General features: G+C 71.0%; 8 protein-coding genes and 1 tRNA gene. 6 read left to right on the top strand and 3 right to left on the bottom strand.

Annotated features, from left to right (window positions below; translation table 11 throughout):
• Positions 1 to 81: 81 nt before the first annotated feature.
• The 3 genes from gltB to pyk all read left to right on the top strand — a co-directional run bounded on the left by gltB (position 82) and on the right by pyk (position 7,790).
• Positions 82 to 4,728, top strand: coding sequence for a glutamate synthase large subunit (gltB, locus tag FDF13_RS11660; protein WP_254668789.1), 4,647 nt, complete (start codon positions 82 to 84; stop codon positions 4,726 to 4,728).
• Positions 4,721 to 6,169: a glutamate synthase subunit beta gene (locus FDF13_RS11655; RefSeq protein ID WP_137319787.1), complete on the top strand. Its 1,449-nt coding sequence runs from the start codon at positions 4,721 to 4,723 to the stop codon at positions 6,167 to 6,169. The genes gltB and FDF13_RS11655 overlap by 8 nt, the downstream gene beginning before the upstream one ends.
• Positions 6,170 to 6,278: 109 nt before the next feature.
• A complete protein-coding gene (gene pyk / locus FDF13_RS11650; RefSeq protein WP_137319786.1) occupies positions 6,279 to 7,790 on the top strand; it encodes a pyruvate kinase in 1,512 nt (503 codons plus the stop codon).
• Between the two features lie 54 nt (positions 7,791 to 7,844).
• Here pyk and FDF13_RS11645 read toward each other — a convergent pair.
• Positions 7,845 to 7,926: transfer RNA gene (locus FDF13_RS11645), tRNA-Leu, on the bottom strand.
• Between the two features lie 94 nt (positions 7,927 to 8,020).
• Here FDF13_RS11645 and FDF13_RS11640 point away from each other — a divergent pair.
• Positions 8,021 to 8,638 (top strand): ANTAR domain-containing response regulator, encoded by a 618-nt coding sequence (locus tag FDF13_RS11640; RefSeq protein ID WP_137319785.1) that lies wholly within the window; start codon positions 8,021 to 8,023, stop codon positions 8,636 to 8,638.
• 46 nt (positions 8,639 to 8,684) lie between these two features.
• Here FDF13_RS11640 and FDF13_RS11635 read toward each other — a convergent pair whose 3' ends face one another.
• The gene (locus FDF13_RS11635; protein ID WP_247424848.1) at positions 8,685 to 9,146 is read right to left on the bottom strand and encodes a PaaI family thioesterase; all 462 of its coding nucleotides are present in this window, start codon (positions 9,144 to 9,146) and stop codon (positions 8,685 to 8,687) included.
• An 84-nt stretch (positions 9,147 to 9,230) separates the two neighbouring features.
• On the opposite strand from FDF13_RS11635, the gene polA reads away from it, so the two are divergent.
• The gene (gene polA, locus FDF13_RS11630; protein WP_137319784.1) at positions 9,231 to 11,912 is read left to right on the top strand and encodes a DNA polymerase I; all 2,682 of its coding nucleotides are present in this window, start codon (positions 9,231 to 9,233) and stop codon (positions 11,910 to 11,912) included.
• A 44-nt stretch (positions 11,913 to 11,956) separates the two neighbouring features.
• Here polA and FDF13_RS11625 read toward each other — a convergent pair whose 3' ends face one another.
• Positions 11,957 to 12,793, bottom strand: coding sequence for a class I SAM-dependent methyltransferase (locus FDF13_RS11625; RefSeq protein WP_137319783.1), 837 nt, complete (start codon positions 12,791 to 12,793; stop codon positions 11,957 to 11,959).
• A 351-nt stretch (positions 12,794 to 13,144) separates the two neighbouring features.
• Here FDF13_RS11625 and rpsA point away from each other — a divergent pair, with 351 nt between their 5' ends.
• Complete coding sequence (rpsA, locus tag FDF13_RS11620) at positions 13,145 to 14,623, top strand: 30S ribosomal protein S1 (RefSeq protein WP_137319782.1); 1,479 nt, start codon at positions 13,145 to 13,147, stop codon at positions 14,621 to 14,623.
• Positions 14,624 to 14,703: the final 80 nt, after the last annotated feature.

Genomic DNA, 14,703 nt, shown 5'->3' with positions numbered 1-14,703 from the left:
TCCTCGGGGTCCGCCCGCTGACCGATGCAGACAGCGCCGTCCGCAGAAACCATGTCCGCAGCAGTTGAGAAGGACGGTGCCATGAGCCCATCCCGCATGTCCGCGCCCGCCCTGCCCCACAGCGCCCTCCCGGCCGCACGGGGACTCTACGATCCCGGGGCCGAGCGCGACTCGTGCGGATTGGCGATGATCGTCCGCTACCGCGGGGACGCCGACCACCTCGTCGTCCAGCAGGCCCTCACCGCGCTGCGCAACATGGAGCACCGCGGCGCCGTCGGCGGCGACGAGGGCACCGGCGACGGGGCCGGCATCACGGTCCAGGTCCCGCACCGGTTCCTGAGCGACGTCCTCGACTTCTCCCTGCCGGAGCCCGGCGACTACGCCGTCGGCACCGCGTTCCTCGACCCCGCCGACCCCGAGCGCGGCCGCGCGATCGTCGCCGGCTTCGCCGCCGAGGAGGGCCTGCGGGTGCTCGGCTGGCGCGAGGTGCCCATCGTCGCCGATATCGTCGGACGCGCCTCGCGGGCCGTCATGCCGCAGTTCAGCCAGGTGTTCCTCGCCCTCGACCCGAAGATCCCGGTGACCACCGACGACCACGGCCGTCCGCTCCAGGAGGAGCTCGAGCGGCGGTGCTTCGCGACCCGCAAGCGCAGCGAGCACGAGGGGATCTACTTCCCCTCGCTGTCCTCGAAGACGCTGACCTACAAGGGCATGCTCACGACCGCCCAGGTCGAGGCGTTCTACCCCGACCTGCACGACGAGCGGTTCGTGTCCCGGATCGCGCTCGTCCACTCCCGGTTCTCGACGAACACCTTCCCGTCCTGGCCGCTCGCGCAGCCCTTCCGGATGATCGCCCACAACGGCGAGATCAACACCGTGCGCGGCAACCGCAACTGGATGCGCGCCCGGGAGAGCGACATGTCGGCCCAGACCCTCGCCTCGCCGTGGTCCGACGGCTCGACCCGCGACCTCAGCCGGTTCTTCCCCGTCGTCACCGAGGGCGCCTCCGACTCCGCGTCGTTCGACGAGGTCCTCGAGCTCCTCGTCATGGGCGGCCGCTCGCTGCCCCACGCGGTGATGATGATGATCCCCGAGGCGTGGCAGAACGACGACTCCATGGACCCGGCGCGTCGGGCCTTCTACGAGTACCACTCGCTCCTCATGGAGCCGTGGGACGGACCCGCCTGCGTGTCCTTCACCGACGGGACTGTGGCCGGCGCCGTCCTCGACCGCAACGGCCTGCGGCCCGCCCGCTACGTCGTCACCGACGACACCGTCGTGCTCGCCAGCGAGGTCGGCGTCATCGACCTGCCCGACGAGCGGATCATCAAGCGCGGCCGCCTCAAGCCCGGCCGCATGTTCCTCGTCGACACCGCCGCCGGCCGGATCGTGCCGGATGCGGAGATCAAGGACGAGCTCGCCGCCGCGCACCCCTACGCGGAGTGGCTCGAGACGGAGAGCTCCGAGCTCGCCGACCTGCCCGACCGGGAGCACATCGTCCACCCGCAGTCCTCCGTGGATCGCCGCCAGCGCACCTTCGGCTACAACGACGAGGACCTCATGTTCCTCATCGGGCCGATGGCGGAGACCGGGGCGGAGCCGATCGGCGCGATGGGCTCCGACACCGCGATCGCCGCGTTCGCGCAGCGCCCGCGGATGCTCTTCGACTACTTCGTGCAGAGCTTCGCGCAGGTGACGAACCCGCCGCTCGATGCGATCCGCGAGGAGCTCGTCACCAGCCTCGCGACCGGGCTCGGCCGCGAGCACAACCTGCTCGCCGCCGGCCCCGAGCACGCCCGGCAGGTCCTCCTGCCCTACCCGGTGATCGACAACGACGAGCTCGCGAAGTTCGTCCACCTCACCAAGCCGCGCCGCCGCGGCGGCGCGGAGCGGCCCTCGTCCCACGTGCTCAGCGGGCTCTACGCGCCGGCCGGCGGGGGAGTGAGCATGGCCCGTCGGATCGAGGAGCTGTGCACCGAGGCGAGCGAGGCGATCGCGCGCGGGGTCCACTACCTCATCGTGTCCGACCGCGACTCCACCGCCGAGCTCGCCCCGATCCCCTCGCTGCTCCTGACCTCGGCGATCCACCACCACCTCATCCGTGAGCGCTCCCGCACCCGGGTGTCGCTCCTCGTCGAGGCCGGCGACGTCCGCGAGGTCCACCACGTCGCGACCCTCATGGCCTACGGCGCCTCCGCGGTCAACCCCTACCTCGCGATGGAGACCGCGGAGCTCCTCGTCCGCGAGGGCCGGATCCCCTCGGTGACCGAGGAGCAGGCCGTCGCGAACCTCCTCACCGCCCTCAACAAGGGCCTGCTCAAGATCATGTCGAAGATGGGCATCTCGACGGTGCAGTCCTACCAGGGCGCCCAGACCTTCGAGGCCGTCGGCCTGTCCAAGGCCTTCGTCGACCGCTACTTCACCGGCACGGTGTCCCGGCTCGAGGGCCTGAGCATCGAGGGTGTGGCCGCCGAGGTCGATGCCCGCCACACCATGGCCTACCCCGCCCAGCACCCGCCGCTGCCGCACCGCCGGCTCGAGATCGGCGGGGAGTACCAGTGGCGCCGCGAGGGCCCCACCCACCTCTTCAACCCGGAGACGGTGTTCAAGCTCCAGCACTCGACCCGCACCCGCCGCTACGACATCTTCCGGGAGTACACCCGCCTCGTCGACGACCAGGCCGAGGAGCTCATGACGCTGCGCGGGCTGTTCGACCTGCGGCCGCTCGACTCGGGCCCGATCCCGCTCGAGGAGGTCGAGCCGGTGAGCTCGATCGTGCGCCGGTTCTCGACCGGGGCGATGAGCTACGGCTCGCTGTCGCAGGAGGCGCACGAGACGCTCGCGATCGCGATGAACCGGCTCGGCGGCAAGTCGAACACCGGAGAGGGCGGCGAGGACGTCGACCGGCTCCTCGACCCGGAGCGGCGCTCGGCGATCAAGCAGGTGGCGAGCGGGCGCTTCGGCGTCACCAGCCTCTACCTCACCCACGCCGAGGACATCCAGATCAAGATGGCGCAGGGCGCGAAGCCCGGCGAGGGCGGGCAGCTCCCGCCGTCGAAGGTCTACCCCTGGGTGGCGCGCACCCGCCACGCGACCCCGGGCGTCGGCCTGATCTCCCCGCCGCCGCACCACGACATCTACTCGATCGAGGACCTCGCCCAGCTCATCCACGACCTCAAGCGGGCCAACCCGGCCGCCCGCATCCACGTCAAGCTCGTCGCGGGGATGGGCATCGGCACGGTCGCCTCGGGCGTGGCGAAGGCGAGCGCGGACGTCGTGCTCGTGTCCGGCCACGACGGCGGCACCGGTGCGAGCCCGCTCAACTCTCTCAAGCACGCCGGCGCCCCCTGGGAGCTCGGCCTCGCCGAGGCGCAGCAGACCCTGCTCCTCAACGATCTCCGCGAGCGAATCAGCGTCCAGGTCGACGGCCAGCTCAAGACCGGCCGCGACGTCGTCATCGCCGCGCTGCTCGGCGCCGAGGAGTTCGGCTTCGCGACGGCCCCGCTCGTCGTGTCCGGCTGCGTGATGATGCGCGTGTGCCACAAGGACACCTGCCCCGTCGGCGTCGCGACCCAGAACCCGGTGCTGCGCAGCCGGTTCACCGGGAAGCCGGAGTTCGTCGTCAACTTCTTCGAGTTCATCGCCGAGGAGGTCCGTGAGCTCCTCGCCGAGCTCGGCTTCCGCAGTCTCGACGAGGCGATCGGGCAGGTCGAGCGGATCGATATGCGCAAGGCGATCGGGCACTGGAAGGCGCAGGGGCTCGACCTCACGCCGATCCTCACCGTGCCGACCCTCGTCGACGGCTCGCCGGCGACGGTGCGCAAGCAGACGACGGTGCAGAACCACCGCATCGAGGAGCACTTCGACCAGCGCCTCATCAGCGCCGCCGCACCCGCCCTGCGGAACCGGGAGGCGGTGGAGATCGACGCCGAGGTGTGCAACATCGACCGCAGCGTCGGCACGCTGCTCGGCCACACCGTGACGCGCACCTTCGGCACCGACGAGCTCCCCGACGACACGATCACCGTGCGCCTCAGCGGCAACGCCGGCCAGTCGCTCGGCGCGTTCCTGCCCGCCGGGGTGAGCATCCACCTCTCCGGCGACGCGAACGACTACGTCGGCAAGGGGCTGTCCGGCGGGCGCATCGCAGTGCGCACCGCACCCGGCGTGTCCGGCCGGCCGGAGGACAACGTCATCGCCGGCAACGTCATCGGCTACGGCGCGACGAGCGGCGAGATGTACATTTCCGGTCAGGTCGGCGAGCGGTTCCTCGTCCGCAACTCCGGGGCCCGCGCGGTCGTCGAGGGGATCGGCGACCACGGCCTGGAGTACATGACCGGCGGCACCGCGGTGGTCCTCGGCGCGGTGGGCCGGAACTTCGGCGCGGGGATGTCCGGCGGCACCGCCTATCTGCTCGACTTCGACGCCGCGCGGATGAATCGGGCCGACGTGCGCGCCGGCCGGTTCCGGCTGGACGGGGTGGAGGCCGAGGACTCCGCCGAGCTCCTCGAGCTCCTCGCCTCGCACGTCCACCACACCGGCTCGCCGCTCGCATCCGAGCTGCTCGCCGCCCACGACCGCGGCGAGGACATGCTCGCCCGCTTCACCCGCATCGTCCCCGCCGACTACGCGGCGGTCCTCGAGATCCAGGCGCAGTGCGCCGAGTCGGGGCTCGACCCGGAGGGCGACGAGGCCTGGACCACGATTCTGGAGGCAACTCATGGCTGATCCGCGCGGATTCCTCAAGGTCACCGAGCGCGAGCTCCCGCCCAAGCGACCGGTCCCGGTGCGGCTCATGGACTACCGGGAGATCAACACGACGATGGACCGGCAGGCGTTCATCGAGCAGGCCGGACGCTGCATGGACTGCGGCATCCCCTTCTGCCACCAGGGGTGCCCGCTGGGGAACTACATCCCGGAGTGGAACGACGCGATGTGGCGCGACGAGCTCGAGCGCGCCGTCGGCCTCCTCCACAGCACGAACAACTTCCCGGAGTTCACCGGCCGCGCCTGCCCCGCACCGTGCGAGAACGCCTGCGTGCTCGGCATCAACCAGCCGGCGGTGACGATCAAGAACATCGAGGTCACCATCGTCGACCGCGGCTTCGAGGAGGGACTCATCACGCCCTTCGTCGCGGAGCGGATCTCCGGGCGCCGGGTCGCCGTCGTCGGGTCCGGGCCGGCCGGCCTCGCCGCCGCCCAGCAGCTCACCCGGGCAGGCCACACCGTCGTCGTGTACGAGCGCGACGACCGGGTGGGCGGGCTGCTGCGCTACGGCATCCCGGATTTCAAGCTCGAGAAGCACCACATCGACCGCCGGCTCGCACAGATGCGCGCCGAGGGCACCCGGTTCCGCACCGGGGTCGAGATCGGCGTCGACATCTCCTGGGACGACCTCCACGACCGCTTCGACGCGATCGTCGTGTGCACCGGTGCGCTCGCCCCGCGCGATCTCCCGCTGCCCGGCCGGGACCTGCCCGGCGTCGAGTTCGCGATGGACTACCTCGTGCCCGTCAACCGGCAGCAGGCCGGGGACGAGGTCGAGATCATCGACGCCGCCGGCAAGGACGTCATCATCATCGGCGGCGGCGACACCGGCTCCGACTGCCTCGGCACCGCCCTGCGCCAGCAGGCGAACTCGGTGACGACGCTCGCGATCGGCAAGCGCCCGCCCGTCGAGCGCCCCGCCGACGGCCCCTGGCCCACGACGCCGCGCGTGTTCGAGGTCTCCACCAGCCACGAGGAGGGCGGGGAGCGGACCTTCCTCGCCTCCACGGTGGAGTTCCTCGCCGACGACGCCGGTGCGCTGCGCGCGCTGTCGGTGGCGGAGACCGGGTTCGTCGACGGCCGGCGCGTCCCGCTGCCGGGCACCGAGCAGGAGATCCCCGCCGACCTCGTGCTCATCGCGCTGGGCTTCACCGGCCCGGAGACCGCGCAGCTCGCCGATTGGGGGCTCGCCGTCCAGCGCGGCAGCTTCGCCCGGGCCCGCGACTACTCGACCGATGTCCCCGGCGTCTACGTCGCCGGCGACGCCGGCCGCGGCCAGTCGCTCATCGTGTGGGCGATCGCCGAGGGCCGTGCGGCGGCCGCGGAGGTCGACGCCTACCTCATGGGCTCGACGCTGCTGCCCAAACCGGTCACGCCCACGGAGGCCGCGCTCAGCGTGTGACCCCTCCGCTCCCGGCGCACCGTGCGGCGGGTGTGAGGATGATGACGGATGCGCGAATTCCTCGTTGCGCACGCGACGCGGGGCACCCCGGATGACTAGGGTGGACGGCATGAGGCATGCAAAGATCGTCGCCACTCTCGGCCCCGCCCAAGCAACCTACGAGGACATCCGCGCGCTGATCGAGGAGGGCGTCGACGTCGCCCGCTTCAACTTCAGCCACGGCACCCGTGCCGAGCACGAGGAGCGCTACCGCTGGGTGCGCCAGGCCGCCCAGGACACCGGGCGCACCGTCGGCGCCCTCATCGATCTCCAGGGTCCGAAGATCCGCGTCGGCACCTTCGCCGACGGCGCGAAGCCGGAGCTCTCCAAGGGGGATGCCTTCACGGTCACCACGCGGGACGTCGCGGGCTCGGCGAGCGAGGTGTCGACGAGCTACGCCGGACTGCCCGGCGACGTCGAGGTCGGCGATCCGCTCCTCGTCGACGACGGCCGGATCCGGCTGCGCGCCGTCGAGGTCACCGACACCGACGTCCGCTGCGAGGTCGAGGTCGGCGGCCGCATCTCCGACCACAAGGGCATCAACCTGCCCGGCGTGGCGGTGTCCGTGCCGGCGATGTCGGACAAGGACATCGAGGACCTCCGCTGGGGCCTGCACCTCGGTGCCGACTGGGTCGCCCTGTCCTTCGTCCGCACTCCCGCGGACGCCGAGCTCGTGCGTGATGTCATGCGCGAGGAGGACATCCTCATCCCGGTCATCGCGAAGCTCGAGAAGCCGCAGGCCGTCGAGGTGCTCCCGGACATCGTGCAGGCCTTCGACGGGATCATGGTCGCCCGCGGCGACCTCGGCGTCGAGCTCCCGCTCGAGCAGGTGCCGATCGTGCAGAAGCGCACCGTCGAGCTGTGCCGGCGGCAGGCCAAGCCCGTCATCGTGGCCACCCAGATGCTCGAGTCGATGATCGAGGAGCCGCGCCCCACCCGCGCGGAGGCCTCCGACTGCGCGAACGCCGTGCTCGACGGCGCGGACGCCCTCATGCTCTCGGGGGAGACCTCGGTCGGGGCGCACTGGCTCGAGGCGGTGCGCACGATGAGCCGGATCATCACCTCGACGGAGGAGCACGGGCTCGAGCGGATCGCGGAGCTCGGCACCGAGCCGCACACCCGCGGCGGCGCGATCACCGCGGCCGCGGTGCGGGTCGCCCAGCAGCTCGACATCGACCTGCTGTGCACCTTCACCCAGTCGGGCGACTCGGTGCGCCGGATGTCGCGCCTGCGCGCCCCGCATCCGATCCTCGCCTTCACCCCGGACGTGCGCGTGCGGCACCAGCTCGCGCTGACCTGGGGCGCCCAGGTGTTCCTCGTCAAGGAGGTGCGCCACACCGACCAGATGGCGCGCCAGGTCGATGCGGTGCTGCTCGGCAACGGTCGTGCCCAGGAGGGGCAGCTGTGCGTCATCGTCGCCGGCTCCCCGCCGGGGATCGCCGGGTCGACGAACGCGCTGCGCGTGCACCGGATCGGGGATGCCTCGAAGGGGCTGGCCGCGGCCTACCGCGACGAGTCGGACAACGGGGAGAACCCGCTCGAGGGGTACGGGGAGATCCGGGAGGACGCCGCGCAGTCCTGAGCGGGGGAGCGGGAGCGCCCCGGGATCCTGCCCGGGTGCCCGCGCGGCTTCGAGTACCGGATGCGGGACTCGAACCCGCACGTCTTGCGACAGCGCATTTTGAGTGCGCCGCGTCTACCAATTCCGCCAATCCGGCATACCCGTCCATGGTAGAGCACGTGCGTGCATGCGCGCGTCGCCGGGCCCGGGGCAGGTGGCTAAGCCCGCGCCCGGGGGTCTAAGATCGGGGCGTGCCTACTTCAGACAGCGCCCCCGCCCCCGATCAGGGTCCGGTCCGCCGGATCGTCGTCGCCGAGGACGAGGCGGTCATCCGCCTCGACATCGTCGAGATGCTCCGTGAGATCGGCTACGACGTCGTCGGCGAGGCCGCCGACGGCGAATCCGCGATCCGCCTCGCCGAGGAGCTCCGCCCCGACCTCGTGGTGATGGACATCAAGATGCCGATCCTCGACGGCATCTCCGCCGCCGAGCGCATCGCCCGCGCCCGCATCGCCCCGGTCGTGCTCCTCACCGCGTTCTCGCAGAAGGAGCTCGTCGAGCGCGCTCGCGACGCCGGCGCGATGGCCTACGTCGTCAAGCCCTTCACCGCCGCCGACCTCGCCCCGGCGCTCGAGATCGCGCTGTCGCGGCACGCCGAGATCGGTGCGCTCGAGACGGAGATCGCCGACCTCACCGACCGCTTCGAGACCCGCAAGCTCGTCGACCGGGCGAAGAGCCTGCTCATGTCGAACATGGGGCTCACCGAGCCCGAGGCGTTCCGCTGGATCCAGAAGACGTCGATGGACCGGCGTCTGACGATGCGCGAGGTCGCCGAGACCGTCCTCAGCCAGATCGGCAACAAGGGCTGATCCGAACTCCGGCGGCCAGGCCCCGGGCTCAGCGCTGCGAGCGGGCTCAGCCCTGCGAGCGCTGCGCGAGGACGAAGTTCGTGATCCGCACGATCGACAGCAGCTTCCCGTCCGCGTTCGTCATCTTCACCTCGTGGCTGATGAGCGTGCGCCCGTGGTGGAGGACCTCCGCGCGGCCGTAGACCCAGCCCTCGCGGATGGGCCGCAGATGGGTGGCGTTGAGATCGACTCCGACGACGTCGTGCCCGTTCGCCAGCAGGTACGAGTGCATCGACCCCAGGGTCTCCGCGAGCACGACGTGCGCCCCGCCGTGGAACAGCCCGGCCGGCTGCAGATTGCCCTCCACCGGCATCCGGGCGGAGAACCAGTCGTAGCCCATGTCGAGGAACTCGATGCCGCACCGCTCGACGAGCGTGCCCGGCGTGCGGCCGGCGTTGTACTCCATGAGGCGGCGGTAGTCCTCGGGGGCGAGCCCCGGCTCCATGCGCGGTCGATCGTGTGCGGTCATTCCTACTCCTTGCTCCGGGCAGCCGAACGGGTGCGTCGAGGTGGGTGCGGGGCGTGCGGGGACGCGAGGCGCTAGGCTGGCAGGGTGAGTACGGATACCCGCAGACTGCTGCTGATCGACGGCCACTCCCTGGCCTACCGCGCCTTCTACGCCCTGCCGGTGGAGAACTTCTCCACCACCACGGGCCAGTCCACGAACGCCGTCTACGGCTTCGTGTCCATGCTCATCAATGTACTCGCCTCCGAGGAGCCCACCCACATCGCGGTCGCCTTCGACCTCGGCCGCGAGACCTTCCGGCTCGAGGAGTACCCGGAGTACAAGGCCGGCCGGGCGAAGACCCCGCCGGAGTTCCACGGCCAGGTCGAGCTCATCCAGGACCTGCTGCGCGCCCTCGCCGTGCCGGTGGTGACGAAGGAGGGCTTCGAGGCCGACGACGTGCTCGCCACCCTCGCCGTGCAGGGCACCGCCGCGGGGATGGAGACCGGGATCGTCACCGGGGACAAGGACTCCTTCCAGCTGGCCTCGCCGAGCGTGACGATCCTCTACCCCAAGCGCGGGGTGAGCGAGCTCGCCCGGATGACCCCGGAGGCCATCGAGGACAAGTACGGCGTGAGCCCGGAGAACTACCGGGGGCTCGCGGCGCTCGTGGGGGAGAAGGCCGACAATCTGCCCGGTGTGCCCGGCGTCGGCGACAAGACCGCGGCGAAGTGGTTGACGAAGTACGGCGACCTCCCCGCGGTCCTCGCCGCCGCGGACGACATCGGCGGGAAGGCCGGGGAGAACCTGCGCGCCCACCTGTCCGAGGTCGAGCGCAACCATCGCCTCAATCGGCTCGTCACCGACCTCGAGCTCGCCACCTCGGCGGCGGAGGCGGTGCGCGGAGAGGCCGACCGGGAGGCCGTCGAGGCGCTGCTCGACCAGCTCGAGTTCCAGGTCCTCGGGCGCCGCCTCGAACCGCTGCTCGGCGCCGCCGCGGCACCGGCGGCCGACGCGGAGATCCCCGTCCCGCGCCTCGTCGACGCCGCCGGGCTCGTCGAGTTCGTCTCCGGGCTCGACGCCGAGGCGCCGGTCGGGGTCGCCACCGACGCGCGCTTCGAGCTCGGCCTCGGCACCGTCGACGCGATCGGGATCGCGCAGGGCGATGCGGCCGTCGCCGCCGACCTCACGACACTCGACCCGGCGGCCGTCGACGCGCTGTCGGAGCTGCTCGGCTCGCATCCCGGACTCGTGCTCCACAGCGCCAAGCCGCAGCTCAAGGCGCTCGCCCAGGCCGGGTACCCGCTGCCGCACCTCGCGCTCGACACCGAGATCGCCGCGTACCTGCTCGTGCCCGACCAGCGGACCTACGAGCTCGCCGATCTCTGCACCCGCTACTGCGGGTTCAGCCCCGCCGTCGCGGAGGACGAGCCCGAGGCCGGCACGCTCGACCTCGGGCCGGCGGACGCCGCGAGCGCGCTCACCGGCATCGGCCGGAGCGCCTGGGCGGTGCTCCCCCTCGCCGCGGTGCTCCGGGAGCGGATCGAGGCCGCCGGGATGACCGGGGTGCTCACCGACATCGAGATCCCGCTCGTGACGATCCTCGCGCGGATGGAGCTCACCGGAATCGCCGTCGACCGCTCCGGGCTCACCGCGCTCGGGGCCGAGTTCGGCGCCCAGGCCCAGGCGAGCGCGGACGCCGCCTACGCCGCGATCGGCCACGAGGTCAACCTCGGCTCGCCCAAGCAGCTCCAGACGGTGCTGTTCGAGGAGCTCGAGATGCCGCGCACCAAGCGCACGAAGACCGGGTGGACCACCGACGCCGACGCGCTCACCGACCTGTTCGTCAAGACCGGGCACCCCTTCCTCGAGCACCTGCTCGGCTACCGCGACACGACGAAGCTCAAGCAGACCGTCGTCGGGCTCGAGCGGATGGTCGCCGACGACGACCGGATCCACACGACCTACCTGCAGACGGTCGCGGCGACCGGCCGCCTGTCCTCGATCGACCCGAACCTCCAGAACATCCCCGTGCGCACCGACGCCGGGCGGCGCATCCGCGAGATGTTCGTGCCCGCGGCCGGGGACGGCTTCGCCGACCTCGTCACCGCCGACTACTCGCAGATCGAGATGCGCATTATGGCCCATCTGTCGGGCGATGCGGGGCTCATCGACGCGTTCCGGGCCGGCGAGGACCTCCACTCCTTCGTCGGTGCGCGCGTGTTCGACGTGAGCACCGACGCCGTCACCCCGGCGATGCGCTCCAAGGTCAAGGCGATGTCCTACGGGCTCGTCTACGGCCTGTCCGCCTACGGTCTGTCCAAGCAGCTGCGGATCGGCGTCGAGGAGGCGCGCGGCCTCATGGACGAGTACTTCGAGCGCTTCGGCGCCGTCCAGGAGTACCTCGCCGGAGCCGTCGAGTCCGCCCGCCGAGTGGGATACACCGAGACGATGTACGGCCGTCGCCGCTACCTCCCGCAGCTGAGCAGCGACCGCCGCCAGGTCCGCGAGATGGCCGAACGCGCCGCGCTCAACGCCCCGATCCAGGGCACTGCGGCCGACATCATGAAGATCGCGATGCTCCGCGTCGACGCGGCGCTCGCCGAGGCCGGGCTGGCCAGCCGGGTGCTCCTCCAGGTGCACGACGAGATCGTGCTCGAGCTCGCCGACAGCGAGTTCGATGCGGTGGCCGAGCTGCTCGCGACGACGATGGGTGCGGCCGCGGAGCTCGAGGTGCCGCTCGAGGTCAACATCGGCCGCGGCGCGACCTGGCAGCAGGCCGCCCACTGAGGCCGGGCGCCCGCTGCGTCACGGGGCGCAACGGGGCCGGCCGCCTACTCCGGCAGGCGGGTGGAGAAGATCGCGGTGCCGGGCATGACCTGGCCGCGCAAAGGCGACCAGCCGCCCCACGCCGTCCGGTTGTGCTCGGGCCATTCCGGCTCGGTGAGCCCGGTGAGGACGAACCCGGAGTCGACGAGCAGCGAGATCCAGTCGCCCATCGTGCGGTGGTGCTCGGCGTACACCGGGTGCCCGTCCCCGTCGAGCTCGACGTAGGGCGTGCGGTCGAAGTACGAGTACTCGACGGTGAGCCCGGCCTCGCCGGGGACGTCGGGGAACATCCAGCGCACCGGGTGCGTGACGGAGAACACCCAGGTGCCTCCGGGGCGCAGCACGCGCGCGACCTCGGAGAGCACCACCTCGGCGTCCTTGACGAACGGCAGCGCGCCGTAGGACGAGAAGGCCATGTCGAAGCTGCCGGAGGGGAACGGCAGGGCGCGGGCATCGGCCTGGAGGAAGGTCGGCGGCACCGTGGACGGATTGAGCGGGTGCTCGCGCTGGAGCCGGGAGGCCTGCTCGAGCATCCCGGAGGAGAGGTCGACGCCGGTCGCGAGCGCCCCCTGCTCGGCGAGCCAGCGGGAGCACTGGCCGGCACCGCACCCGACCTCGAGGATCTGCCGGCGGGCGACGTCGCCGAGCAGTCCGACATCGGATTCGTGCACACCCTCGGGACACCACACGAACTCGCTCGCGCCGAGGAAGCTGCCGTGCTCGGCGAGATAGTCCGCGGCCGAGCCGTCCCAGTAGGTGCGGTTGGCCCGGACCGAGGCCTCCTCGTCGATCGCGAGGTACCCGCCGCTGATGATCTCGGGGGAGTATTCGCTGTCGGTCATGGCTTCTCCGTTCCTCGCCCGCGCCGCGCGGGCACTGGGCACCGGGGTGCACGCGGGTGCTGTCAGGTGCTACGATTGACACTGTATGCGCTGTGCTCAGCACGTGCGGTCGTCGTGTCCCATGGTGTCACATCCCGTGTCACTTCCGGTTCGCCTCGGGTTCACCTCTCGGTCCACCGGCAGGTCGATCGCCGGGGCCGCCCACCCGGTGCACGCTCCGGCCGACGGCGAGCGCGTGCATCACGGCACCACCGCAGCACCATCGCGCGGCGCAGCACCTGTCCATCCACACGCACCGAGACCGCCGGCCCCGGCCGACGGGCATCAGTCCATTACGGAGTCCCTACCTTTATGACCACCACCACGCCGGACACGGCGAAGAACGAGCAGATCGCAGTCAACGACATCGGATCTGCGGAAGATTTCCTCGCGGCAGTCGACGAGACCATCAAGTACTTCAACGACGGAGACATCGTCGAGGGAACGGTGGTCAAGGTCGACCGCGACGAAGTTCTGGTCGACATCGGCTACAAGACGGAAGGCGTCATCCTTTCGCGCGAGCTGTCGATCAAGCATGATGTCGATCCCGCCGAGGTGGTCGAGGTCGGAGACGACATCGAAGCCCTGGTCCTCACCAAGGAGGACAAGGACGGACGCCTGATGCTGTCGAAGAAGCGCGCGCAGTACGAGCGCGCCTGGGGCGACATCGAGAAGGTCAAGGACGAAGAGGGCGTCGTCACCGGCACCGTCATCGAGGTCGTCAAGGGCGGCCTCATCGTCGACATCGGACTCCGCGGATTCCTCCCGGCCTCGCTCGTCGAGATGCGCCGCGTGCGCGACCTCGCGCCGTACATCGGCCAGCAGGTCGAGGCGAAGATCATCGAGCTCGACAAGAACCGCAACAACGTCGTCCTCTCCCGCCGCGCCTGGCTCGAGGAGACCCAGTCGGCGGTCCGCCACGACTTCCTGCAGACCCTGCAGAAGGGCCAGGTCCGGCCCGGCGTCGTGTCCTCGATCGTCAACTTCGGCGCCTTCGTCGACCTCGGCGGCGTCGACGGGCTCGTCCACGTCTCCGAGCTCTCGTGGAAGCACATCGACCACCCGAGCGAGGTCGTCACCGTGGGCGACGAGGTCACCGTCGAGGTCCTCGACGTCGACATGGACCGCGAGCGCGTGTCCCTGTCGCTCAAGGCCACCCAGGAAGATCCGTGGCAGCACTTCGCCCGCACCCACGTCATCGGACAGATCGTGCCGGGCAAGGTCACCAAGCTCGTCCCGTTCGGTGCGTTCGTGCGCGTCGAGGACGGCATCGAGGGCCTCGTGCACATCTCCGAGCTCGCCGTGCGCCACATCGATCTGCCCGAGCAGGTCGTCAGCGTCGACGAGACCATCTACGTCAAGGTCATCGACATCGACCTCGATCGCCGCCGGATCTCGCTGTCCCTCAAGCAGGCCAACGAGGGCGTCGACCCGGAGGCCGAGGAGTTCCTCGACCCCGCGCTCTACGGCATGACCCAGGAGTACGACGAGGACGGGAACTACAAGTACCCCGAGGGCTTCGATCCGGAGACCCAGGAGTGGTTGGAAGGCTACGAGACCCAGCGCGAGGAGTGGGAGCAGCAGTACGCCGCCGCCCAGGCCCGCTGGGAGGAGCACAAGAAGCAGGTCGCGAAAGCCATCGCGGCCGACGCCGAATCCGGCTCCGAGGCTCCCGCCGAGTCCGGCTCGCAGGCCTCCTCCTCGTACAGCTCGGACGACCGCGCCGACGAGGGCACGCTGGCCAGCGACGAGGCACTCGCGGCTCTCCGCGAGAAGCTCGCGGGCAACTGAGCTCCAGCACAGCACCCCTGAAGGGCTCCCGGACGACCGTCCGGGGGCCCTTCGGCCGTCCCCGGCTCCCGCGCGGGCCG

It is taken from the genome of Brevibacterium sp. CS2, from assembly GCF_005280295.1.
Taxonomy (GTDB): Bacteria; Actinomycetota; Actinomycetes; order Actinomycetales; family Brevibacteriaceae; genus Brevibacterium; species Brevibacterium pityocampae.
The sequence above is the reverse complement of the archived record's forward strand: the minus strand, read 5'-3'. Positions and strand labels throughout refer to the sequence as shown.